Origin of the sequence: Pseudomonas asplenii (assembly GCF_900105475.1) — a bacterium.
In the GTDB taxonomy this organism is placed as follows: Bacteria; Pseudomonadota; Gammaproteobacteria; order Pseudomonadales; family Pseudomonadaceae; genus Aquipseudomonas; species Aquipseudomonas asplenii.
Window position 1 is genome coordinate 6,195,962 of sequence record NZ_LT629777.1, and the last position, 23,274, is coordinate 6,219,235.

The following is a 23,274-nucleotide window of genomic DNA, read 5'->3' on the forward strand; positions in this document are numbered from 1 at the left end:
TAATGTCATGACCTCAGAACCGTCGCACAACGATCCGCGCGACACTGTTTCGCCCCCTACTTCGCCCACCTTCGGCGCCGCCTTCAGCACGCTCGATGCCGCCATGCTCGACGCCCGACGCCAATGCATCGAGGCGCGAGCGGCCTACCAGTCCTCGGCATTCAGCACCGATATCCGCCTCAAGGGGATTCTCGCCCGAGACGCCCAGGGCCTGTTTCACGCCAGCATCCCGCTGCCGTTGATGGCCCGCGAGGGTAGCACGAGTGCCCTGTGGCCCTCCGCGCCGCCAGACATCGGGCTGCCCGAAGGCTACCGCATCGAGGCGGGCTATGTGTCCTACAGCGACAGCCCTGTGGCAGCCAGCCTGTCCTCGGACGAGCAGGTCCAGCAGGCGCTGGCGTCGGGGTTCGCCGACAAGATCGGCTATCTCTACCAGGCGCTGGCCCGCCGCCCGTTGTTCAAGACGTTCTACCTGGCGGTGGACGATACGGTGCTACTGCGCTACGTGGTCAGCAACTCAAAGGCCGAGCAGGAGCTGAAGGCCGGTCTGGAGCCGCCTTCCGCCATCCTCGGCCATCTGCTGCAACTGTCGGCCCCGCTGGTCTCGGCCCTGCAGAACCGGACCCTGACGCCCCTGGCGCTGATTCATCGGGTGGCCGCAGCGGGCGAGTTGTCCAGCGTCAACACGGATGCCTTCTGGGGACCGGCGCAACGTATCGATGCCGCCTGGAAACCGATCGCCTCCGGGGTCAGGACCACCCGTGCGCGCCAGGAGCAGCACATGCCCGCCTTGAGCCGGACCTTCTCCAGCCTGGACGAGGCGGTACAGCACGTGCATGGCCAGATCGGTTTCAAGGGCCTGTACCGGCAGCAGTCGCTGATCGTGAAAAACCCGCTCAAGGACGAGTACGCCGCCACCGAACCCGTCGCCGCCGCCTCGCTGTTCACCCCTGTCGGCCTGCAGCAATTACCCCCCGCTGTGGTGCTGGTCGGTCTCTACGCCCAGGCCGATACGCTGCCCGCACAGTCGCCCCTGCGGGAAAACTGGCTCTATGAAAACACCCTGCGCCCACACGACCTGCTTGCCGGGCTCGACCAGGCCCGCCGCCTGCGCCCCCCAGGGGCCGCGCCACTGCCGTTGTTCCTGGGCACCGCCGACGGTGCCCTGCTGAGTTATCAGTCGCGCGACAGCGAGCTGGAAGGGGTGCTGTTTCCCTCCCACGGAAGCTGGCAGGAACGCGCCGAGCGTTTTCACCAGGAACTGCTCGACGGGGCACTGACGACCTCACAATGGGTGCGCCGGCTGGCCGAGGCCGGGACCCTGCGGGTACTGCTCGGCAGCCGTTTGTGGAATCGTCCGGGCATCGTCTCGGCCGATACCTGGAGCCCCTTCGCCGATCTCCCCATCCCCGAGCTGGGCCAGGCGTTTCTATCCGCCGACGATGCCGCCCGTGATGCCCAGGAGATCACCCTCGGAGGCCGTGCCCAACAGTTGGGCGGGCTGATCTTTCAGCGCCAGGACCAGACTTTCGTGGCGACCCGACCGCAAGCCACCCAAGGCCGGCAATTCGATGCCAGCCAGCTCTACCCCATTACGGAAACCGGCTTGCCGGCCTTCCCGGACGGCCACCAACTGCATGCCGTGTATCGCTCCAATATCAACCTGAGGGAAGTCAGCCGCAGCGGTTCGCTGGCGAACCTGCCCGAGGACGAATTCCGCCTGGCTCACCGAAGCATCACCGGCCCGGAAGTGCTCGCCACCATCGCCGGCCGCTCCACCGGCCTGCAGGCCTTCTATGTACTGATGAGCGACCTCAACCTGATCAAGTACATGCCCAGCGACAGCCGCGAGGAGGACGAACTGGTCATCCGCCTGCTGCCCAGGACGCGCTCGGGCCGTAGTGCCCTCGACGAACAGCTGGACAATGGCGAACTGCTGCCCAGCGACTTCATCAAGTTGCTGGCCAAGGCCCAGGGCCTGCATCTGGTCCGGGGCGACCGTTACTGGGGTGCGCCGGGTAAACTGCCAGCGCAATGGAGTCCTTATCCGATCACGCAACCGGCGCTCCCGCCGGCGCCAGCCCTGGGGCCGCTGTTCGACACCCTGCAAGCCGCGGCGGAGCATGCCCACCAACGCCTCGCCGGCAAGTCCCCGGAGCAGCGGGTCAGCTTCATCCTCAAACATCGACGGCTGGCGCGTTATGTCGCCAGCGAGCCGCTCAAGGCCGGTACGCCGGCATTCGCCCCGGCCTCGGTGTTCGGCATCGACGCCGAAGGCAACCCACGCCTGCCCAGCGACTTCGAGCTGGCGGCCATCAGCTACCGGGCGGCGCTGTACCCCACGCCACTGCCTGGCGGGGACAGTTGGCAATACCGCAACGGCTTCACCCCCAGCGACCTCAGCGCAGCCCTGCCCTATCTGCGTGCGGATGATTCGCAGGACGAGGCACTGCCCCTCTACCTCAGCACCCATGAGGGAGCCTTGCTCAAGTATCAGTCGCACGAGGCTCAGGCCGACGATCTGCTGCTCAAGCGCCAGGGCAGCGAACCGAGCCTCGGAGAACAGGTCACCCTGGGGAATCTGGAGGCGCGCTATTTCGTCCATGGTCTGGCGCGCGCCGGCACCCTGAGCGTACTGCGGACCAGCGAGATCTGGGATCGAGAAGGCATGGTCAGCGATAGCTGGCAGCCCTACCAGCACTTCCAGCGTCGTCGGCTGGGGCCGCTGTTCTCCCGCGCCGACGATGCCGCGCGCCATGCTCACGAGCAGATCCCCAACCGCTACGACCAGCTCCATGGCGGCCTGGTGCTGCAACGCCCGGACGGTCTGTTCGTCGCCACCGAGCCATGGCCGTCGCCGACCGCGACCTTCGATCACAATCTGATCTTTCCCAGCGAGGTCAGAAAAACATTCTTCCCCGAAGACCACAGCATTATCGGCGTCTACCACTCACGACTGGGCGCTGCCGACATTCACCTGCCCGAAGACGAGGCCGAACTGCATGACAACCTGTTCCCCACCTGGGACCTCTACCAGGCGATCCAGGAGCGCAGTTCGATCCGCTATCGCTACTTCTCGGGCAGCGACGGCTCGCTGATCCGCTACACCGCCAGCGGCTCCGCCCACGAGCAGGTGCTGTTCAAACAACTGGCGCCCGCCATCGACCGACCGCTGGAGCGCATGGACAATGCCTTGCAGCGCCGGATCGGCAGCGGCAAGAGCGAAGACCAGGGCGTGCTCCTCACCTATGCCCGTGATCTGCTGCAGGCCGGCGAATTGCTGGTGCTGGTGCCAAGCGCCATCTGGGTACACAAGGGTGTGGTTTCCAGCCTGAACTCCACGGCCGACGGGTTCAGGGCCGGCAACGGTCGCCAGGCCACCAATCACGGACATGCCACGGCCTTCCCGGAGCTGAGCCCGGTGCATATCAACGCCCAGGACGCCCTGCGCCATGCCTTGGCCCAGGTACGGCAGCAGAGCGCCACGCTGTTCGGTTTCATCTTCAAGAAGACCGGCCGTGAAGAATATGTCGCGACCACTGCCGTCCCCGACGAAGGTTCCCGGTTCAACCGCTATCGTGTGTTTCCGGAACATGTCGACCTGTTCAAGATGATTGCCCAGGGCTACGACTTCGCCGGTGTCTATGTCGCCCCGGCCCGGCAAGGCCCGCCCCGGCTGCAGGACGAACCGCTGTACCGGCACTTCATCGGCGCCCGCGACTTCGCCCACCTGATCGCCACCGCGCGCGGTGTCTGCCCGGTGTCGCAGACTCCGGGACTGGAATCGAGCGTCAACCTCTACCTGTCCAGTGCCGATGGGGCACTGCTCCAGTATCAGGTCGAGCTGTTTCCCTTGAAGGACGAAACCGCCGAGGGCGCGATATTTGCCGGCGACGGTATCGCCACCCAGGACCAGCTGGAAAGTGGCAGCCTGACGCCACTGGCCTATCTGCGCCAGGTCGCGGCCACGGGCCGGTTACAGGTCCTGCACGGCGGTACCTTCTGGTCGGCACGGGGACCGGTCACCGAGACCTGGGACCCGGCAGCGACCGCCGCTCCCGTGCTGGAGCGCTATGACGTCGGCCCGTTGTTCAATCACCCCGATGACGCCGCATACCACAGTCACCAGCGAATCAACCGCCGTCATGACCAATTGCTGGTCAATGCCATCTACCAGCGCCAGGACAATCACAGCTATGCCAGCCTCGAACCCTTCAGCCGCGACCACGCGGTCAAGGTCACGCGCGCCATCGCCGCAACCAGCACCCAGGAACTGGAGCAGGAACGCCTGGCGCTGACCTTCGACGACACCTACGTCCTGCACGGTCTGCACACCGCCCACGCCACGGGCCCGGCCTACCTGGGCAACGGCCGCCCGGCAGTCGCGGATTTCTTCTCCAGCACGTCCATCTGCTTCGTCACCCAGACCCTGGAGCGACAGCAGATCTACCTCAGCGGGCTTTATCTGTCCGCCGCCGATGGCGCGCTGCTCAAGTACACCCCACGGGCTTCCGAGGCCCAACGTCAGTTGTGCGATAACGGCACAGCAGTACAAGCGGCGGCCTCGAGCGACCATCAACTGTTCGAGCTGGCCGACGCCGCCTTCGTGCAGAAAGTCGCGGTCACCGGCAACCTGAGCGTACTGCTCGGCAGCCCGCAGTGGACGCGCCCGGGCCCGGTGGACAGCACCTGGAAACCGGCAGCGAGTGCAAGCGCGCGCCTGCCGAGAGCGGTACGGCTACTGGCACCGCCGTTGATCAACAGCTTCCATGATCTGGGCGTAGGTGCCACCGATGTGATCGATCCGCAACGCGCGCTGCCAGTGTTGATCGGCCCCCTGCCCTTGCAACCCAGGGACCGGATCGACTTGTACTGGGGCACTCATCCCGACCCCGTCGCCACCTATACCCACCAGGACACGGCTCCGGTTGGCGGTCATATCACGCTGAAAGTCGAAACCCGCTGGATCACCTCGGGCATGACGACAGTACGTTACGTCCTTACGCCCTTCCCCGGCGGAGAACCGGAAGAGGCGGAAAAAACCATACGGGTCAAACTGGACATTCCGGGGGCTCCCGAGCGCTCATGCAAGACCGACAACGGCACCACGGTCTGCGAGAACGAAAAACTCGAACTGCCGCAGATTCTGCCGCCCGGGGTGATCGAAAACCCGGAAGGCGTCAGCGTGGTGGTCAAGCGTTATGCGAACATGGCCGCCGGCGACCGGATCAGGGTGTCGTGGCATGGTCGCCCTATCCAGCACCCGGCACTGCCGGAGCCGAGCGATGAAGTGGTGATTCCCATCGATCCGGCCATCATCGGCGATGCGGGCAACTCCGACTCGATCATCGTGCGCTACGAGATTCGCGACGCGGTCGACAACTGGTCGCAATGGTCACGCCCGGCCATCATCGAAGTCGGTATCGGCGACCCGTCGCTGCAGGCCCCGGTGGTCCCGCGCGCCCAGGGCATGATGCTGAACCTGGACGAACTCGCCGGTACCGATGTCCAGGTGCTGGTGCTGCGCTACGAGGGCATGGACAGCCTGCACCGCGTGCGCCTGGTGGTCGAGCGCGAAGATGCCGAAGGTCGGCAACTGGAGCCCTACAGCCAAACCCTCCCCGGCCATGACACGGCCCCCTTCGTCTCGTTCCGGGTACCCAACCCGCAGTTCCTCGCCATCCTCCAGGGCCAGGCACGCTTCTATTATTTCGTCGAAGTGGCCGAGCAGCCGACTCGCCGCTCCAAGAGCCTGCCCCTGCGCATCACCGGCCAGGCACGTATCCTCAAGGCCCCACGGGTACCCGTCGCCGAGCAGAACGGCAATGTACTGGACCCGGCCTTTCGCAATGTGATCGCCCATGTCGAACCCTACGCGTTCATCGCGGCCCACCAGCAGGTCAAGCTGGTCTGGCTCGGCAAGACGGCCAGCGGCGCCGAGGTGCCCTACGATCAGACCATCACTCTGCGCGAGGATGAAATCGACAAGGACATCCAGTTCCTGATCCCCGACGACAAGGTCAGCGTCCTGGGCGGCGGTTCCGTCACCCTGCATTACGAGGTCACCACCACCGCCGCGGACACCTTCACCTCGCTGGCGTTGCTGTTGCCGGTCAGCGCCGGTGCCCTCGACCTGCCCCGCCCCCAGGTGCGCGAAGCATTCGACACCGTGCTGCTGCCAGAACTGGCCCTGCGCGGCGCCACGATCGACGTGCGCTATGCCGACATGCGCGGCAGCGATAGTGTCCAGGCCTACTGGCGCGGGACACCCGGCGATGGCACACCGACGATCCCCGCCCAGGCCGGCAGCCCCGGGGGAACCCTGGCGTTTTTCACCGAGCACACCGCCGTCAGCGCCAATATCGGCAAGCGCGTGGATGTCGGTTATGTCGTCACTCGCGGCAGCGTCCTGTCGCCCGCCGAAATCCTGCCACTGGACGTACTGCCCATCGCCCAGGAGAAATTGCCCACGCCGTTCGTACGCCAGGCCCCGGACAACCGCATACTGGACCTCAACACCTTCGCTACCGACGCCACCGTCGAAGTCGGCAAATGGCCGCATATCCAGGTCGGCCAACGCATCTGGCTGCAGGTTGCCGGTACGCGGAGCAACGGTACGCCCTACCACTTCACCCTGTGGAACGCGGAGGTCGTCACCGGTATCGCGGATGTCATCGACGGCGTACTGCCCCGGGCCGACCTCGACAGTCTGAAGGACCTGAGCGGCCTGACACTGACCTTCAAGGTCAGCTTCGACGGCAGCCTCGACGAAGCCTCGGCGCTGGTGTTTCCCAGGTTGACCCTGACCGTGCGGGCGAAAGTCCGGGTACCCGAACTGATCCTCGACACCAGCCCGGTCAACCTGCATGGGCAGATCTTCCTGATTCCCTGCCGGCCACAGGTACTGCCGGAGTTCGGCCCGGGCACCTCGGTCAAGCGGGTCGCCAGCGGCGGGGTCCCCGGCTACACCTACAGCAGCGAAAACCCGCGGGTGGCCGTGGTCGACGCGCAAGGCCGGGTGACCGTGCGCAGCAATGGCAGCACCCATATCGTGGTTCGGGACAAGGCCGGGCAGTTCAAGAAGTACCCGGTCAATGTCTACGGCGTGCTGCTGTGCTACGACCTGGGCATCGGCAACAGTGACAAGACCGCCCAGCGCGCCAAGGCCAAAGGCCTGCGGCTGCCGGACATCGATGAGCTCAAGCGCATCCGTAAACTCTATGGCAGCCGCTGGCCCTTGCAGCCCAACACGGAGAAGTTCACCTGGTCGATGACCGCCAAGACCGGCTCGCTGGGGCTGATTCTGCTGGTGCTGGAAATGAACAAGCCGGATGCCCCGGAAACAACCCACCCCGGACTCACCCTGGACCTGGGTCTGGTAACGCTGACCCACCATGCCTCCGGCCTGGGCATCGGCACCCAACTGCTGCCCTGTCACTGACAGTGCGCGTCGGGCGTCACCGGAAAACCTGCGGTGACGCCCACGTGGCTCTCCCATTGACGCCCTGAAAAGGGCTCATGGGGGAGCCCATTGACCCCCGTCAATACCCGGCGCTGGCTATTTGCCCATGCTTGACGTGCTTTAGTCTGCCTATAACTCCGGGCCGGACATGCAGACCGCCAGGCAGGCCGTCTGTGCGCTGGCCTGATCCGTGGATGGGGAACCATGAACACTTCAATCAGTACCGCCTACAACTACCGGGTGGTCCGCCAATTCGCCATTATGACGGTGGTGTGGGGCATCGTCGGCATGGGGCTCGGGGTTTTCCTCGCGGCCCAATTGGTCTGGCCCGAACTCAACTTCAACCTGCCGTGGACCAGCTTCGGTCGTCTGCGCCCACTGCACACCAACGCGGTGATCTTCGCCTTTGGCGGCTGCGCGCTGTTCGCCAGTTCCTACTATTCGGTGCAACGCACCTGCCAGACCCAGCTGTTTTCGCCAAAAGTGGCGGCATTCACTTTCTGGGGCTGGCAACTGGTGATCCTGCTGGCAGCCATCAGCCTGCCGCTGGGCTACACCAGCTCCAAGGAATACGCCGAACTGGAATGGCCGATCGACATCCTGATCACCATCGTCTGGGTGGCCTACGCCTACGTGTTCTTCGGCACCGTGATGAAGCGCACCACCAAGCACATTTATGTCGGTAACTGGTTCTTCGGTGCATTCATCATCACCGTGGCGATCCTGCATATCGTCAACAACCTGGAAATCCCGGTCAGCCTGACCAAGTCCTATTCGGTCTATGCCGGGGCCACCGACGCCATGGTGCAGTGGTGGTACGGTCACAACGCCGTGGGCTTCTTCCTGACCGCAGGTTTCCTCGGGATGATGTACTACTTCGTGCCGAAACAGGCCGAACGTCCGGTGTATTCCTATCGCCTGTCCATCGTCCACTTCTGGGCGCTGATCACCCTGTACATCTGGGCCGGTCCCCACCACCTGCACTACACCGCCCTGCCGGACTGGGCGCAGTCGCTGGGCATGGTGATGTCGCTGATCCTGCTGGCACCGAGCTGGGGCGGCATGATCAACGGCATGATGACCCTCTCGGGCGCCTGGCATAAGCTGCGCAGCGACCCGATCCTGCGGTTCCTGGTGGTGTCCCTGGCGTTCTACGGCATGTCGACCTTCGAAGGTCCGATGATGGCGATCAAGACCGTCAACGCCCTCTCCCACTACACCGACTGGACCATCGGCCACGTCCACGCCGGCGCGCTGGGTTGGGTAGCGATGATTTCCATCGGCGCGCTGTACCACATGATCCCGAAAGTCTTCGGTCGCGAGCAGATGCACAGCATCGGCCTGATCAACGCGCACTTCTGGCTCGCCACCATCGGCACCGTGCTCTACATCGCCTCGATGTGGGTCAACGGCATCGCCCAGGGCCTGATGTGGCGCGCGGTCAACGAAGACGGCACGCTGACCTACTCCTTCGTCGAAACCCTGGTGGCCAGCCACCCCGGCTTCATCGTGCGGCTGATCGGCGGCGCCATCTTCCTCAGCGGCATGCTGCTGATGGCCTACAACACCTGGCGCACCGTGCGCGGTGCAGTACCTGCCACCGCCACCGCCAACGCGCAGATGGCCTGAGGAGTCCGCCATGAAACACGAAGTGATCGAAAAGAACGTCGGTCTGTTGATGCTGCTGATGGTCTTCGCCGTCAGCATCGGCGGCCTGACCCAGATCGTCCCGCTGTTCTTCCAGGACGTCACCAACAAGCCGGTCGAGGGCATGAAGCCCTACACCGCGCTGCAACTGGAAGGGCGCGACATCTATATCCGCGAAGGCTGCGTCGGTTGCCACTCGCAGATGATCCGGCCGTTCCGCGCCGAGACCGAACGCTACGGGCACTACTCGGTGGCCGGTGAAAGCGTCTGGGACCACCCGTTCCTGTGGGGCTCCAAGCGCACCGGACCGGACCTGGCCCGCGTCGGCGCCCGCTACTCGGACGACTGGCACCGCGCGCACCTGTACAACCCGCGCAACGTGGTACCGGAATCGAAGATGCCGGCCTACCCGTGGCTGGTCGCCAACGCCCTGGACAGCAGCCACACCGAAACCAAGCTGCGCGCCATGCGTACCCTCGGCGTGCCCTACACCGACGACGACATCGCCGGCGCCGTGGCCAGCCTCAAGGGCAAGAGCGAGATGGACGCGCTGGTCGCCTACCTGCAGGTGCTCGGCACCGCGATCAAGAGCAAGAGGTGAGCCATGGAGATGAGTAGCGGAATGATCCGCGGCCTCGGCACCCTGGTGGTGATGATTGCCTTCATCGGCCTCGCCATCTGGGTGTTCAACGCCAAGCGCAATCCGGAGTTCGCCCAGGCACGCATGTTGCCGTTCGCCGACGATCCCTTGCCTGAAACACCTGAACAAGACCCCGTCACAAGGAGCAACCGGCCATGACCACCTTCTGGAGTACGTACATCTGCGTACTGACCATCGGCAGCCTGATCGGCCTGACCTGGCTGCTGATCGGCACGCGCAAGGGCGAAACCAAGGGCAGCGTCGACCAGACCATGGGCCACAGCTTCGACGGCATCGAGGAGTACGACAACCCGTTGCCGCAGTGGTGGTTCATGCTGTTCGCCGGCACCCTGGTGTTCTCCGTCGGCTACCTGATCCTCTACCCGGGCCTGGGCAACTGGAAAGGCATCCTGCCCGGCTACGAGAACGGCTGGACCGGCGTTCACGAGTGGGAAAAGGAAATGGACAAGGCCGATGCCAAGTTCGGACCGATCTTCGCCAAGTTCGCGGCCATGCCCCTGGAAGAAGTGGCCAAGGACCCACAAGCGCTGAAAATGGGCGGACGCCTGTTCGCCTCCAACTGCGCGGTCTGCCATGGCTCGGACGCCAAGGGTGCCTATGGCTTCCCGAACCTGGCCGACAACAGCTGGCGTTGGGGCGGCAGTGCCGACACGATCAAGGCCACCATCATGGGCGGGCGCATCGCAGCCATGCCGGCCTGGGGTGAAATCCTCGGCGAGGACGGGGTGAAGAACGTCGCCGCCTATGTTCGCCACGACCTGGCCAAGCTGCCACTGCCGGAAGGCACCGGCGCTGACCTGGCCGCCGGCCAGCAAGCCTTCAACACTACCTGCGTGGCTTGCCATGGTGCCACCGGCCAGGGAACCCAGGCCATGGGCGCCCCCGACCTGACCACGCCTGCCGCCTTCATCTATGGCAGCAGCCTGGCCCAGTTGCAACAGACCATCCGCCACGGTCGCCAAGGCCATATGCCGGCCCAGAGCGAACTGCTCGGCAACGATAAGGTGCAGTTGCTGGCCGCTTACGTGTACAGCCTTTCCCACGGCAGTCAAGGAGAAAACAAAGCTCAATAAATACCGGATATTTCCTGCCGCATCGATCAAGATGCGGCAGTTCCCCGCCGTTGCGCGACCGAGTGTCGCACCTCCCTTTCAGTCCGCCTACCCACTCCCGGGAATCGGTACTACGCTTTCCAAACCCAGATCAATCCGCAACCCCTCGCCAACCGGCCGGTCACGGCGTTGGCGAGGGCGCGTTTTGACCCTACTCCGAGCATGGAAAGGCCGCAGAATCAGCGTCGCACGGTATTGACCCAGGTCATGGCGCGTTGCAATGACCCTACGCTTTATCCATACTTGCGACCGATTTTCACCCCTAATAACTATATCCAAACCGTGGAACCTTAGAATGAGCACAGCAATAAGTCAGACGGCTTATAACTATAAGGTAGTCCGCCAGTTCGCCATCATGACGGTGGTCTGGGGGATCCTTGGCATGGGGCTCGGCGTTTTCATCGCCTCTCAACTGGTCTGGCCGGAGCTGAATTTCGGTCTGCCGTGGACGAGTTTTGGACGCCTGCGCCCGTTGCATACCAACCTGGTGATCTTCGCCTTCGGGGGTTGCGCCCTGTTTGCCACCTCCTACTATGTGGTGCAACGCACCTGCCAGGTGCGACTGATCTCCGACAGCCTCGCGGCCTTCCATTTCTGGGGTTGGCAAGCCGTGATCATCGGCGCGCTGGCCACCCTGCCGCTGGGCTACACCACCACCAAGGAATACGCCGAACTGGAGTGGCCGCTGGCTATCCTGCTGGCCGTGGTCTGGGTGGTCTACGCCCTGGTGTTCTTCGGCACCATCGTCAAGCGCAAGACCAAGCACATCTATGTCGGCAACTGGTTCTACGGCGCCTTCATCGTCGTCACCGCCATGCTGCACATCGTCAACCACGCCTCGCTGCCGGTGAGCTTCTTCAAGTCCTACTCGGCCTACTCGGGCGCCACCGATGCGATGATCCAGTGGTGGTACGGGCATAACGCGGTGGGCTTCTTCCTCACCACCGGGTTCCTGGGAATGATGTACTACTTCGTGCCGAAACAGGCCGAACGCCCGATCTACTCCTATCGCCTGTCGATTGTCCACTTCTGGGCGCTGATCACCCTCTATATCTGGGCCGGCCCGCACCACCTGCACTACACCGCCCTGCCGGACTGGGCGCAGTCGCTGGGCATGGCCATGTCGATCATCCTGCTGGCCCCGAGCTGGGGTGGCATGATCAACGGCATGATGACCCTCTCGGGCGCCTGGCATAAGCTGCGCACCGACCCGATCCTGCGGTTCCTGGTGGTATCCCTGGCGTTCTACGGCATGTCGACCTTCGAAGGTCCGATGATGGCGATCAAGACCGTCAACGCCCTCTCCCACTACACCGACTGGACCATCGGCCACGTCCATGCCGGCGCGCTGGGCTGGGTGGCGATGATTTCGATCGGTGCGGTCTACCACATGATCCCGAAACTGTTCGGCCGCGAGCAGATGCACAGCGTCGGCCTGATCAACGCGCACTTCTGGCTCGCGACCATCGGTACCGTGCTTTACATCGCCTCGATGTGGGTCAACGGCATCACCCAGGGCCTGATGTGGCGGGCGGTCAACGACGACGGCACGCTGACCTACTCCTTCGTCGAAGCGCTGCAGGCCAGCCACCCCGGCTTCATCGTTCGCGCCCTGGGCGGTGCGTTCTTCGCCAGCGGCATGCTGCTGATGGCGTACAACACCTGGCGTACCGTTCGCGCCTCGAACCCGGCTGAAGCTGAAGCCGCCGCTCGGATCGCTGTCGTTGGAGCTCACTGATGAAGCACGAAGTAGTCGAGAAGAATATCGGCCTGCTGGCCTTCTTCATGGTCATCGCCGTGAGCATCGGCGGCCTGACCCAGATCGTCCCGCTGTTCTTCCAGGACGTCACCAACAAGCCGGTCGAGGGCATGAAGCCCCGCACCGCACTGGAACTGGAAGGCCGCGACATCTACATCGCCAACGGTTGTGTCGGCTGCCATTCGCAGATGATCCGGCCGTTCCGCGCTGAAACCGAACGCTACGGGCACTATTCGGTGGCCGGTGAAAGCGTCTGGGACCACCCGTTCCTGTGGGGTTCCAAGCGTACCGGGCCGGACCTGGCCCGTGTCGGCGGTCGTTACTCCGATGACTGGCACCGCGCGCACCTGTACAACCCGCGCAACGTGGTGCCCGAGTCGAAAATGCCGGCCTACCCGTTCCTCGTGGAAAACAAGCTCGACGGCAAGGACACCGCGAAGAAGATGGAAGTCCTGCGCACCCTCGGCGTGCCTTACACCGACGAAGACATCGCCGGTGCAAAAGACGCCGTGAAGGGCAAGACCGAAATGGACGCACTGGTGGCCTACCTGCAAGGCCTTGGCACCATCATCAAAAGCAAACGGTGATTGTTCATGGATATCGGGATGATTCGTGGCCTGGGCACCGTCGTGGTGATGGTGGCTTTTATCGGTCTGGCCTTGTGGGTGTTCAGCCCCAAGCGCAAGTCGGAGTTTGAAGACGCGACCTTGCTGCCTTTCGCGGACGATCCCGAAGCCATCAAGCACGTCGAGCAAGCTTCTAGGAGTAACAAAGAATGACTACGTTCTGGAGTCTGTACGTCACAGTCCTCAGTCTGGGTACCATTTTCGCCTTGACCTGGCTGCTGCTGTCGACCCGCAAGGGGCAGCGCGCCGAGCAGACCGACGAGACCGTCGGCCACTCCTTCGACGGGATCGAGGAGTACGACAACCCACTGCCGAAATGGTGGTTCATGCTGTTCGTCGGCACCATCGTCTTTGCCCTCGGCTACCTGGTGATGTACCCGGGCCTGGGCAACTGGAAAGGCGTGCTGCCAGGTTACAACTACCTGGACAACGATAAGCAGACCCCCTTCGCCAACGGCCAGACCGGCTGGACCGGCGTGCACGAATGGGAAAAGGAAATGGCCCGATCGGACGCCAAGTTCGGGCCGATCTTCGCCAAATATGCCGCCATGCCCATCGAAGAGGTGGCCAAGGATCCGCAAGCCTTGAAGATGGGGGGCCGCCTGTTCGCCTCCAACTGCTCGGTGTGCCACGGTTCCGATGCCAAGGGCGCCTATGGCTTCCCCAACCTGACCGATGCGGACTGGCGCTGGGGCGGTGATCCGCAGACCATCAAGCAGACCATTATGGCCGGTCGCCATGCGGTGATGCCGGCCTGGGCCGAAGTGATTGGCGAGCAGGGCGTGGCCGATGTGGCCGCGTTCGTGCTGACCAACCTGGACGGTCGCAAGCTGCCGGAAGGCGCCAAGGCCGACCCGGTCAATGGCCAGAAGCTGTTCGCCGCCAACTGCGTGGCCTGCCATGGGCCGGAAGGCAAAGGCACACCCGCCATGGGCGCGCCGAACCTGACGCACCCGGCCGCGTTCATCTACGGTTCGAGCTTCGCGCAACTGCAACAGACCATCCGTTACGGTCGCCAGGGCCAGATGCCGGCCCAGGAACAGATCCAGGGCAATGACAAGGTCCACCTGCTGGCCGCCTACGTCTACAGCCTGTCCCACGGTAACGACAAGCCGGCCGAATAACCCTCGGCTGGCCGCGTCACCCAAGGCTCCGCCCGTGCAGACTGGCGGGGCCTTTTCATTGCCGCACCGCGTCACGCCTGACGAAATCGGTCAGTCCCATCCACGGGTTTGACCTATAGTCAATTGACCTGCGTCATCCTTTGTTACATTCGCTACACCATCCTGAGCGTTCACCCAACGCGACCAAAGGTCGCACCCTTTGGACCAGGTCAGAGGCGTATCATCAAGCCACTGCACTAAGCTTCAACCAGCTATCCGATCACGGTCGGCATGTACTGACCGAGACATTCCCCCCCTGCCGTGGGATGCAATGATGAGCAATCAGATTCCGGTACACGACGTTACTCCGCCTGCCAAGAAACAGAACAACACTGTCGACCTCTACGCTTCACGTGAAAAAATCTACACCCGTGCCTTCACTGGCCTGTTCCGCAACCTGCGGATGGCCGGCGGTGCCCTGTTGTTCCTGCTCTACTTCGGTACCGTCTGGTTGAACTGGGGCGGCCACCAGGCCGTCTGGTGGAACCTGCCGGAGCGCAAGTTCTTCATTTTCGGCGCGACCTTCTGGCCGCAGGACTTCATCCTGCTCTCGGGCATGCTGATCATCGCCGCCTTCGGCCTGTTCTTCATCACCGTCTACGCCGGGCGCATCTGGTGCGGCTATACCTGTCCGCAAAGCGTCTGGACCTGGATTTTCATGTGGTGCGAGAAGGTCACCGAGGGTGACCGCAACCAGCGCATCAAGCTCGACAAGGCGCCGATGGGCGCCAACAAGTTCCTGCGCAAGTTCAGCAAGCACAGCCTGTGGCTGCTGATCGGCTTCGTCACCGGCATGACCTTCGTCGGCTACTTCTCGCCGATCCGCGAACTGGTGATCGACTTCTTCACCGGACAGGCCGATGGCTGGTCGTATTTCTGGGTCGGGTTCTTCACCCTGGCCACCTACGGCAACGCCGGCTGGTTGCGTGAGCAGGTGTGTATCTACATGTGCCCGTATGCGCGCTTCCAGAGTGTGATGTTCGACAAGGACACACTGATCGTTTCCTACGACCCGCGCCGTGGCGAAAGCCGTGGCCCACGCAAGAAAGGCGCGGACTACCAGGCCCAGGGCCTGGGCGACTGCATCGATTGCACGATGTGCGTGCAGGTCTGCCCGACCGGCATCGATATCCGCGATGGCCTGCAGGTCGAGTGCATCGGCTGCGCCGCGTGCATCGACGCCTGCGACAACATCATGGACAAGATGGAGTACCCACGCGGGCTGATCAGCTACACCACCGAGCACAACCTGTCCGGGCAGAAGACCCACACGCTGCGCCCTCGGTTGATCGGCTATGCGGCGGTGCTGCTGGCGATGATCAGCCTGTTGGCGACGGCGTTCTTCATGCGTCCGCTGGTGGGCTTCGACGTCAGCAAGGACCGCGTGCTCTATCGGGAAAATGCCGAAGGCCGGATCGAAAACGTCTACAGCCTGAAGATCATGAACAAGGACCAGCGCGACCACACCTACGTGCTCGACGCTGCCGGCCTGCCGGACCTGCGTCTGCAGGGACGACGGGAAATCCGCGTGCAGGCCGGGGACATCGTCAGCATGCCGGTCGAACTGTCCAGCGCTCCCGAACAACTGCCGTCGAGCACCAACGAGGTGAAGTTCATCCTCAAGGATGCCGATGACGACAGCGTCCACATCGAAGCCAAGAGCCGTTTCATCGGCCCGCAAATCCGCTAAGGGAACCCACAATGTCCGTCGCAACCGCCACCAGCCCCTGGTACAAGCACCTCTGGCCCTGGATCATCATCGGTATCCTCGCCTGCTCGGTGACCCTGACCCTCTCGATGGTGACCATCGCGGTGAAGAACCCGGACAATCTGGTCAACGACAACTATTACGAAGCCGGCAAGGGCATCAACCGCTCGCTGGACCGCGAGTTGCTCGCCCAGTCGCTGAAGATGCGCGCCAATGTGCACTTTGACGATGTGACCGGCGAAGTCGACCTGCGCCTGAGCGGTGACAGCCAACCTGCGACCCTGGAGTTGAATCTGATCTCGCCGACCCAACCGGAAAAGGACCGCAAGATCAGCCTTAACCGCAGCCAGACCGAGCAGGGCCGCTACATCGGCCAACTGAGCGACAAGATCGAGGGCCGGCGCTTCGTCGAGTTGCTGGGAACCCAGGGCGACAAGACCTGGCGCATGTTCGAGGAAGAACAGGTCAGCCATGATCGCGACCTGCTGCTGGGCGATGAACCGCTCAAGGGTGCCGAAGACCTCGACAAGTGATGGTAGCGAGTGAGTGAGACTGAAACGTCTCTTGTGAGCGTCCCCTGCTTTTGTGGCGAGCTGGCAAGCCCGCTCGCCACAAAAGCTCGCTCGGCATGAGATGCTGAACACCACCAAAGCCCCACTGGAATCGATCAATCCCCATCGACATGACCACCCCACTCCCCTGTTACCACTGCGCCCTGCCCGTTCCTTCGGGCAGCCGCTTCACCGCCGCAGTGCTGGGCGAAACCCGCGAGTTCTGCTGCCCGGGCTGCCAGGCGGTGGCCGAAGCCATCGTCGCCGGTGGACTGGAGCATTACTACAGCCATCGCAGCGAAAACTCCGCCAACCCGGATGCGCTGCCGGTACAACTGCCGGATGAACTGGCGCTGTACGACCGGGCCGATGTCCAGCAGCCCTTCGTCCGCCACGACGGCGAACTGGCCGAAACCACCCTGATGATCGAAGGCATCAGTTGCGCGGCCTGTGGCTGGCTGATCGAAAAGCATCTGCGCCAGTTGCCAGCGGTTGTCGAGGCGCGGCTGAACCTGTCCAATCACCGCCTGCACGTCAGTTGGGCCGACAGTCAGTTGCCCCTGAGCACACTGCTGGCCGAGCTGCGGCAGATCGGTTACGCCGCCCACCCCTATCAACCCGACCGCGCCAGCGAACAGTTGGCCAGCGAAAACCGCAAATCCCTGCGCCAGTTGGGGGTGGCCGGCCTGTTGTGGTTCCAGGCGATGATGGCGACCATGGCCACCTGGCCGGAATTCAACATCGACCTGAGCCCGGAACTGCATGTCATTCTGCGCTGGGTCGCACTGTTCCTGACCACCCCGATCGTGTTCTACAGCTGCGCACCGTTCTTTCGCGGAGCCCTGCGCGACCTGCGCACCCGCCACCTGACCATGGACGTTTCGGTCTCGCTGGCAATCGGCGCCGCCTATTGCGCCGGAATCTGGACCTCGATCACCGGCGTCGGCGAGCTGTACTTCGATGCAGTGGGCATGTTCGCGCTGTTCCTGCTGGCCGGCCGCTACCTGGAGCGGCGTGCCCGCGAGCGCACGGCGGCGGCCACCGCGCAACTGGTCAACCTGCTGCCGGCGTCCTGCCTGCGCCTGCAGGCGGACGGCCAGAGCGAACGGATCCTGCGCGACGAACTGCGTCTGGGCGATCACGTGCTGGTGCATCCCGGAGCGGTGCTGCCAGCCGACGGACGGATTCTCCAGGGCCAATCGAGCATCGACGAATCGCTGCTGACCGGCGAATACCTGCCCCAACCACGCGGCCCCGGCGAAACGGTCACGGCCGGTACGCTGAATGTCGAAGGCGCGCTCACCGTCGAAGTCCTGGCCCTGGGCCAGGACACCCGGCTTTCCGCGATTGTCCGCCTGCTGGATCGCGCCCAGAGCGAGAAACCGCGCCTGGCACAAATCGCCGATCAGGCCTCGCAATGGTTCCTGTTGCTGTCGCTGATCGCCGCCGCCGCCATTGGCCTGCTCTGGTGGCAGGTGGATGCACAACGGGCGTTCTGGATCGTTCTGGCGATGCTGGTGGCGACCTGCCCCTGCGCCCTGTCGCTGGCCACGCCGACCGCCCTCACGGCAGCCACCGGCACCCTGCACAAGCTCGGCCTGCTGCTGACCCGTGGTCATGTCCTCGAAGGGCTGAACCAGATCGACACGGTGATTTTCGACAAGACCGGCACACTCACCGAAGGCCGCCTGGCCTTGCGCGCCATCCACCCCCTGGGAGCGCTGGACAGCGAACGTTGCCTGGCCCTCGCCGCAGCCCTGGAGAACCGCTCCGAACACCCGATCGCCAAGGCCTTCGGGCGTGCCCCGCAAGCCGCCGAAGACGTTCTCGCCAGCCCGGGACGCGGCCTCGAAGGCCAGGTTGGCGAACATTACCTGCGAATCGGCCAGCCGGACTTCGTCTGCGAGTTCAGCGGCTGCGCCATGCCGGCCGCACCAGATGCCAGCGGGCAGTGGCTGCTGCTCGGCGACAAACAGGGAGCACTGGCCTGGTTCGTGCTCGACGATCGCCTGCGTAGCGATGCCTCGGGCCTGGTCGATGCCTGCCGTGCACGTGGCTGGCGGACCCTGCTGCTGTCCGGCGACCATTCGCCGATGGTCGCCGATGTCGCGGCACAACTGGGCATCGACGAAGCCCGTGGCGGATTGAGCCCGGATGACAAGCTGTACATGCTCAAGCAACTGCAGCAACAGGGCCGCAAGGTGCTGATGCTCGGCGATGGGGTCAATGATGTGCCGGTGCTGGCGGCGGCCGATATCAGCGTCGCCATGGGCTCGGCCACCGATCTGGCAAAAACCAGCGCCGATGCGGTGCTGCTGTCCAACCGCCTCGATGCCCTGGCCAAGGCCTTCGACCTGGCTCGCCGCACTCGCCGGGTCATCATCGAGAACCTGGCCTGGGCGGCGCTGTACAATGGTCTCATGCTGCCGTTCGCCGCCCTCGGCTGGATCACTCCGGTGTGGGCCGCGGTCGGCATGTCCATCAGTTCTTTGACGGTGGTCCTCAACGCCTTGCGCCTGACTCGCCAGATCACGTGAAAACGCCTGCGTTAAAACAGGCTACGTTTTCGCGCGACAGGGGCCAGAAGGATCATGGGAAAATAAAACCTGCAACCGGCCTGAGCCGGGCGGGCCTGGAGTAAAGATGCCAGCACTCTATGTGATGATCCCGGCGGCACTGCTGATCGTCGCTATCGCCGTCTACATTTTCTTCTGGGCGGTGGACAGCGGCCAGTACGACGACCTCGACGGGCCGGCCCACAGTATCCTGTTCGATGACCAGGATCCGAACCACAAGGCCGCCATCGACGAGGCCGACGGCACGGGCGAAGACCACGAGCGACGGAATCCGCCCCATGCTTGAACTGGCGCCACTGCTGGTTTCGGCGGTGATTCTCGGCCTGCTCGGCGGCGGTCATTGCCTGGGCATGTGTGGCGGCCTGATGAGCGCCCTGACCCTGGCCATTCCCCCTGAACAGCGGGCACGGCGCTGGCGCCTGCTGCTGGCCTACAACCTGGGGCGGGTGCTCAGCTACGCCGCAGCCGGGTTGCTGACCGGGCTGGCCGGCTGGGCAGTGGCCAGCAGCCCGGCGGCGACGGTGTTGCGGGTCGTGGCCGGCCTGCTGCTGATCAGCATGGGCCTGTACCTGGCCGGCTGGTGGAGTGGCCTGACCCGTATCGAAAGCCTCGGGCGCGGTCTGTGGCGGTTCATCCAGCCGATTGCCAACCGCCTGCTGCCGGTGTCGAGCCTGCCCCGTGCCCTGCTGTTGGGCGCACTCTGGGGCTGGCTGCCCTGTGGCCTGGTCTACAGCACCCTGCTGTGGGCGGCGAGCCGGGGCAACGCACTGGACAGCGCGCTGTTGATGCTCGCCTTCGGCCTGGGTACCTGGCCGGTGCTGCTGGCAACCGGACTGGCCGCGGAACGGGTCACGGCGCTACTGCGCAAACGCAGCGTGCGCCAGGGCGGTGGTCTGCTGGTGATGCTGTTCGGCCTGTGGACCCTGCCCGGCCCGCACCAGCACTGGTTGATGGGACACTGAGCGTCGGTGCCGTCGTTGCGAGCAAGGCTTGAGGGCCTTGATACAAGTCAACATGCCGCACCCGCGTTCCCCCTAGACTCCGGCCATTGCAGCCAATCCGGGGGAACGCCCGCATGCTCGACGCCATTCGTTGGGATTCTGATCTTATCCACCGCTACGACCTGGCGGGGCCGCGCTACACCTCCTACCCCACCGCCGTACAATTCCATAGCCAGGTCGGCACCTTCGACCTGCTGCATGCCCTGCGCGAGAGCCGCAAGGCCTCACGGCCGCTGTCGTTGTACGTGCATGTGCCGTTCTGCGCGAACATCTGCTACTACTGCGCCTGCAACAAGGTCATCACCAAGGATCGCGGCCGCGCCCAACCGTACCTGCAACGCCTGGAACAGGAAATCCAACTGGTGGCCTGCCACCTGGATCCGAACCAGACAGTCGAACAATTGCATTTCGGTGGCGGCACGCCAACCTTCCTCAGCCATGACGAACTGCGCCAGTTAATGGCCCGGTTGCGCCAGCATTTCAATCTGCTGGATGACGATTCCGGCGACTACGGCATCGAGATCGACCCGCGGGAGGCCGACTGGTCAACCATGGGCCTGTTGCGCGAACTGGGCTTCAACCGGATCAGCATCGGCCTGCAGGACCTCGACCCGAACGTGCAGCGGGCAGTCAACCGCCTGCAAAGCCTTGAGGAAACCCGCGCGGTGATCGAGGCGGCGCGGACTCTGCAATTCCGTTCGATCAATATCGACCTGATCTACGGCCTGCCCAAGCAGACCCCGGAAAATTTCGCCCGCACCGTCGACGAAGTGATCAACCTGCAACCCGACCGTCTCTCGGTCTTCAATTACGCCCACCTGCCCGAGCGTTTCCTGCCCCAGCGGCGGATCAACAGCCACGAGCTGCCGGCCCCGGCCGACAAGCTGGAAATGCTCCATCGCACCATCGAGCAACTGACCGCCGCTGGCTACCGCTACATCGGCATGGACCACTTCGCCCTGCCGGACGACGAACTGGCGATCGCCCAGGAAGAGTCGACCCTGCAACGCAACTTCCAGGGCTACACCACCCATGGCCATTGCGACCTGATCGGCCTCGGTGTATCGGCCATCAGCCAGATCGGCGACCTCTACTGCCAGAACAGCAGCGATCTGAACCAGTACCAGAACACCCTGGCCAGCGCGCAACTGGCCACCAGCCGCGGCCTACTGTGCAACGCCGACGACCGGCTGCGCCGGGAAGTGATCCAGCAGATCATCTGCAATTGCAGCCTGGAGTTCGCCGACATCGAAAAGCAGTTCACCCTCGACTTCCGGGGTTATTTCGCTGAACTCTGGCCGCGCCTGATGGCCATGGCCAACGACGGCCTGATCGAGCTGGACAACGAACGCCTCACCGTCCTGCCGGCCGGCCGGCTGCTGGTACGTTCGGTGTGCATGGTGTTCGATGCCTATCTCGAACAACAGAATCGCCAGCGTTTTTCCAGGGTGATCTAGAACCGAAAACCGCTACTTGCAGGTGCGCCATTTTGGCGCAGGCTGGCCTCAATGGGCTTCGCTGGGGTACCCTTACGCCTTATGTGTGATTTCCCACAAGGATTTAAGAAATGTCCGAGCCAGTGAAGCTCCGCGCCCACAGCCAGGCCAATTGCAAGGATTGCAGTCTGGCGCCTCTGTGCCTACCACTTTCTCTGAATCTGGAAGACATGGATGCGCTGGACGAAATCGTCAAACGCGGGCGCCCGCTGAAGAAAGGCGAATTCCTCTTTCGTCAGGGTGATACCTTCGGCTCGGTCTATGCGGTACGTTCCGGCGCCCTGAAGACCTTCAGCCTGAGCGACGGCGGCGAAGAACAGATCACCGGCTTTCACCTGCCGAGCGAAATGGTCGGGCTGTCGGGCATGGACACCGAGACCTATCCGGTGTCGGCACAAGCGCTGGAAACCACGTCTGTCTGCGAAATCCCCTTCGAGCGTCTCGACGAACTGGCCCTGCAACTGCCACAGTTGCGCCGCCAGTTGATGCGGGTGATGAGCCGGGAGATCCGCGACGGCCAGCAGATGATGTTGCTGTTGTCGAAAAAGACCGCCGACGAGCGTATCGCCACCTTCCTGGTCAACCTCTCGGCACGTTTCCGTGCCCGCGGATTCTCCGCCAACCAGTTCCGCCTGAGCATGTCGCGCAACGAGATCGGTAACTATCTGGGCCTGGCGGTGGAAACCGTTTCACGGGTGTTCACCCGCTTCCAGGCCAGCGAACTGATCGCCGCAGAAGGCAAGGAAGTGCACCTCCTCGATCCGATCCAGCTCTGCGCCCTCGCTGGCGGATCGCTGGAAAGCTGATCAAGACGTCAGTCGCGGGTATACTGCCGGCCTACAGCTTTCCAGGAAACCTGCGACGATGGCTTTCGACACCTTCGACATCAAATCCCTGATCCGCCCGGTTATCGACTTTCCGAAACCCGGCGTGATCTTCCGCGACATTACGCCCCTGTTCCAGTCGCCTCGGGCGGTCCGCCTGGTGGCCGACAGCTTCATCCATCGTTATGTCGAAGCCGACTTCAGCCATATCGGCGCGATGGATGCACGTGGCTTCCTGATCGGCTCGATCATTGCCCATCAACTGAACAAGCCGCTGATCCTGTTCCGCAAGCAGGGCAAGTTACCCGCGGACGTGTTATCCGAAGGCTATCAGACCGAATATGGTGAGTCGTTCCTCGAAGTGCACGCCGACAGCCTTTGCGAAGGCGACTCGGTGCTGATCTTCGATGACCTGATTGCCACTGGTGGCACGCTGATCGCCGCCGCCAACCTGGTCCGGCGCATGGGCGCGCAGGTCTTCGAAGCGGCAGCCATCATCGACCTGCCGGAACTGGGCGGTTCCCAGCGGCTGAACGACATGAATGTGCCGACCTACTGCCTGACCCAGTTCTCCCTGGCGGAAAAGTAACGGCATACGGCGCGGGTCTGCCGGTTGGCGCTTCGACCCGTCGCCGAACCCGGTCACCGCCTGGGGACCGGGCTTCTGCCTGACAGGCCTGCGCACATC

General features: G+C 63.6%; 17 protein-coding genes. All 17 read left to right on the forward strand.

Annotated elements, in window-relative coordinates; genetic code table 11:
• Positions 1–7 precede the first annotated feature (7 nt).
• The 17 genes from BLU37_RS27275 to BLU37_RS27355 all read left to right on the forward strand — a co-directional run bounded on the left by BLU37_RS27275 (position 8) and on the right by BLU37_RS27355 (position 23,175).
• Positions 8–7,441 (forward strand): Ig-like domain-containing protein, encoded by a 7,434-nt coding sequence (locus tag BLU37_RS27275; RefSeq protein ID WP_090210539.1) that lies wholly within the window; start codon positions 8–10, stop codon positions 7,439–7,441.
• A 225-nt stretch (positions 7,442–7,666) separates the two neighbouring features.
• Positions 7,667–9,091 carry a cytochrome-c oxidase, cbb3-type subunit I gene (gene ccoN, locus BLU37_RS27280; RefSeq protein ID WP_090210541.1) on the forward strand — a complete coding sequence of 475 codons (1,425 nt, stop codon included), beginning with the start codon at positions 7,667–7,669 and terminating at the stop codon, positions 9,089–9,091.
• Between the two features lie 10 nt (positions 9,092–9,101).
• Positions 9,102–9,710, forward strand: coding sequence for a cytochrome-c oxidase, cbb3-type subunit II (gene ccoO / locus BLU37_RS27285; protein WP_019361782.1), 609 nt, complete (start codon positions 9,102–9,104; stop codon positions 9,708–9,710).
• A 3-nt stretch (positions 9,711–9,713) separates the two neighbouring features.
• Complete coding sequence (locus BLU37_RS27290; RefSeq protein ID WP_010446961.1) at positions 9,714–9,908, forward strand: cbb3-type cytochrome oxidase subunit 3; 195 nt, start codon at positions 9,714–9,716, stop codon at positions 9,906–9,908.
• Positions 9,905–10,843, forward strand: coding sequence for a cytochrome-c oxidase, cbb3-type subunit III (gene ccoP / locus BLU37_RS27295; protein ID WP_090210543.1), 939 nt, complete (start codon positions 9,905–9,907; stop codon positions 10,841–10,843). Before BLU37_RS27290 ends, ccoP (BLU37_RS27295) begins: the two co-directional genes overlap by 4 nt.
• A 334-nt stretch (positions 10,844–11,177) precedes the next feature.
• A complete protein-coding gene (gene ccoN, locus BLU37_RS27300) occupies positions 11,178–12,620 on the forward strand; it encodes a cytochrome-c oxidase, cbb3-type subunit I (RefSeq protein ID WP_090210545.1) in 1,443 nt (480 codons plus the stop codon).
• Positions 12,620–13,228, forward strand: a complete 609-nt coding sequence (gene ccoO, locus BLU37_RS27305; protein WP_019361778.1) for a cytochrome-c oxidase, cbb3-type subunit II — start codon at positions 12,620–12,622, stop codon at positions 13,226–13,228. The genes ccoN (BLU37_RS27300) and ccoO (BLU37_RS27305) overlap by 1 nt, the downstream gene beginning before the upstream one ends.
• 6 nt (positions 13,229–13,234) lie before the next feature.
• Entirely contained in the window at positions 13,235–13,420 is a 186-nt protein-coding gene (locus BLU37_RS27310) for a CcoQ/FixQ family Cbb3-type cytochrome c oxidase assembly chaperone (RefSeq protein ID WP_003175465.1), read from the forward strand.
• Positions 13,417–14,391 carry a cytochrome-c oxidase, cbb3-type subunit III gene (gene ccoP, locus BLU37_RS27315; RefSeq protein WP_010446980.1) on the forward strand — a complete coding sequence of 325 codons (975 nt, stop codon included), beginning with the start codon at positions 13,417–13,419 and terminating at the stop codon, positions 14,389–14,391. The genes BLU37_RS27310 and ccoP (BLU37_RS27315) overlap by 4 nt, the downstream gene beginning before the upstream one ends.
• 313 nt (positions 14,392–14,704) lie before the next feature.
• Entirely contained in the window at positions 14,705–16,120 is a 1,416-nt protein-coding gene (gene ccoG, locus BLU37_RS27320) for a cytochrome c oxidase accessory protein CcoG (RefSeq protein WP_090210547.1), read from the forward strand.
• 11 nt (positions 16,121–16,131) lie between these two features.
• Positions 16,132–16,671, forward strand: coding sequence for a FixH family protein (locus BLU37_RS27325; protein WP_010446985.1), 540 nt, complete (start codon positions 16,132–16,134; stop codon positions 16,669–16,671).
• Between the two features lie 149 nt (positions 16,672–16,820).
• Entirely contained in the window at positions 16,821–19,226 is a 2,406-nt protein-coding gene (locus BLU37_RS27330; protein ID WP_090210550.1) for a heavy metal translocating P-type ATPase, read from the forward strand.
• A 106-nt stretch (positions 19,227–19,332) separates the two neighbouring features.
• Positions 19,333–19,551 carry a cbb3-type cytochrome oxidase assembly protein CcoS gene (gene ccoS, locus BLU37_RS27335; RefSeq protein WP_019361773.1) on the forward strand — a complete coding sequence of 73 codons (219 nt, stop codon included), beginning with the start codon at positions 19,333–19,335 and terminating at the stop codon, positions 19,549–19,551.
• Positions 19,544–20,227, forward strand: a complete 684-nt coding sequence (locus BLU37_RS27340) for a sulfite exporter TauE/SafE family protein (protein WP_090210552.1) — start codon at positions 19,544–19,546, stop codon at positions 20,225–20,227. The genes ccoS and BLU37_RS27340 overlap by 8 nt, the downstream gene beginning before the upstream one ends.
• A 113-nt stretch (positions 20,228–20,340) precedes the next feature.
• Complete coding sequence (gene hemN, locus BLU37_RS27345) at positions 20,341–21,723, forward strand: oxygen-independent coproporphyrinogen III oxidase (protein WP_090210554.1); 1,383 nt, start codon at positions 20,341–20,343, stop codon at positions 21,721–21,723.
• Positions 21,724–21,833: 110 nt separating this feature from the next.
• Complete coding sequence (fnr, locus tag BLU37_RS27350) at positions 21,834–22,568, forward strand: fumarate/nitrate reduction transcriptional regulator Fnr (protein WP_090210556.1); 735 nt, start codon at positions 21,834–21,836, stop codon at positions 22,566–22,568.
• Between the two features lie 58 nt (positions 22,569–22,626).
• Positions 22,627–23,175: an adenine phosphoribosyltransferase gene (locus tag BLU37_RS27355; protein ID WP_029533746.1), complete on the forward strand. Its 549-nt coding sequence runs from the start codon at positions 22,627–22,629 to the stop codon at positions 23,173–23,175.
• Positions 23,176–23,274: the final 99 nt, after the last annotated feature.

What these genes read in the sequence shown, in the direction of transcription:
- BLU37_RS27275 (WP_090210539.1), top strand. Translation starts at nt 8, where the DNA reads ATGACCTCAGAACCGTCGCACAACGATCCGCGCGACACTGTTTCGCCC.
- ccoN (WP_090210541.1), top strand. Translation starts at nt 7,667, where the DNA reads ATGAACACTTCAATCAGTACCGCCTACAACTACCGGGTGGTCCGCCAA.
- ccoO (WP_019361782.1), top strand. Translation starts at nt 9,102, where the DNA reads ATGAAACACGAAGTGATCGAAAAGAACGTCGGTCTGTTGATGCTGCTG.
- BLU37_RS27290 (WP_010446961.1), top strand. Translation starts at nt 9,714, where the DNA reads ATGGAGATGAGTAGCGGAATGATCCGCGGCCTCGGCACCCTGGTGGTG.
- ccoP (WP_090210543.1), top strand. Translation starts at nt 9,905, where the DNA reads ATGACCACCTTCTGGAGTACGTACATCTGCGTACTGACCATCGGCAGC.
- ccoN (WP_090210545.1), top strand. Translation starts at nt 11,178, where the DNA reads ATGAGCACAGCAATAAGTCAGACGGCTTATAACTATAAGGTAGTCCGC.
- ccoO (WP_019361778.1), top strand. Translation starts at nt 12,620, where the DNA reads ATGAAGCACGAAGTAGTCGAGAAGAATATCGGCCTGCTGGCCTTCTTC.
- BLU37_RS27310 (WP_003175465.1), top strand. Translation starts at nt 13,235, where the DNA reads ATGGATATCGGGATGATTCGTGGCCTGGGCACCGTCGTGGTGATGGTG.
- ccoP (WP_010446980.1), top strand. Translation starts at nt 13,417, where the DNA reads ATGACTACGTTCTGGAGTCTGTACGTCACAGTCCTCAGTCTGGGTACC.
- ccoG (WP_090210547.1), top strand. Translation starts at nt 14,705, where the DNA reads ATGAGCAATCAGATTCCGGTACACGACGTTACTCCGCCTGCCAAGAAA.
- BLU37_RS27325 (WP_010446985.1), top strand. Translation starts at nt 16,132, where the DNA reads ATGTCCGTCGCAACCGCCACCAGCCCCTGGTACAAGCACCTCTGGCCC.
- BLU37_RS27330 (WP_090210550.1), top strand. Translation starts at nt 16,821, where the DNA reads ATGACCACCCCACTCCCCTGTTACCACTGCGCCCTGCCCGTTCCTTCG.
- ccoS (WP_019361773.1), top strand. Translation starts at nt 19,333, where the DNA reads ATGCCAGCACTCTATGTGATGATCCCGGCGGCACTGCTGATCGTCGCT.
- BLU37_RS27340 (WP_090210552.1), top strand. Translation starts at nt 19,544, where the DNA reads ATGCTTGAACTGGCGCCACTGCTGGTTTCGGCGGTGATTCTCGGCCTG.
- hemN (WP_090210554.1), top strand. Translation starts at nt 20,341, where the DNA reads ATGCTCGACGCCATTCGTTGGGATTCTGATCTTATCCACCGCTACGAC.
- fnr (WP_090210556.1), top strand. Translation starts at nt 21,834, where the DNA reads ATGTCCGAGCCAGTGAAGCTCCGCGCCCACAGCCAGGCCAATTGCAAG.
- BLU37_RS27355 (WP_029533746.1), top strand. Translation starts at nt 22,627, where the DNA reads ATGGCTTTCGACACCTTCGACATCAAATCCCTGATCCGCCCGGTTATC.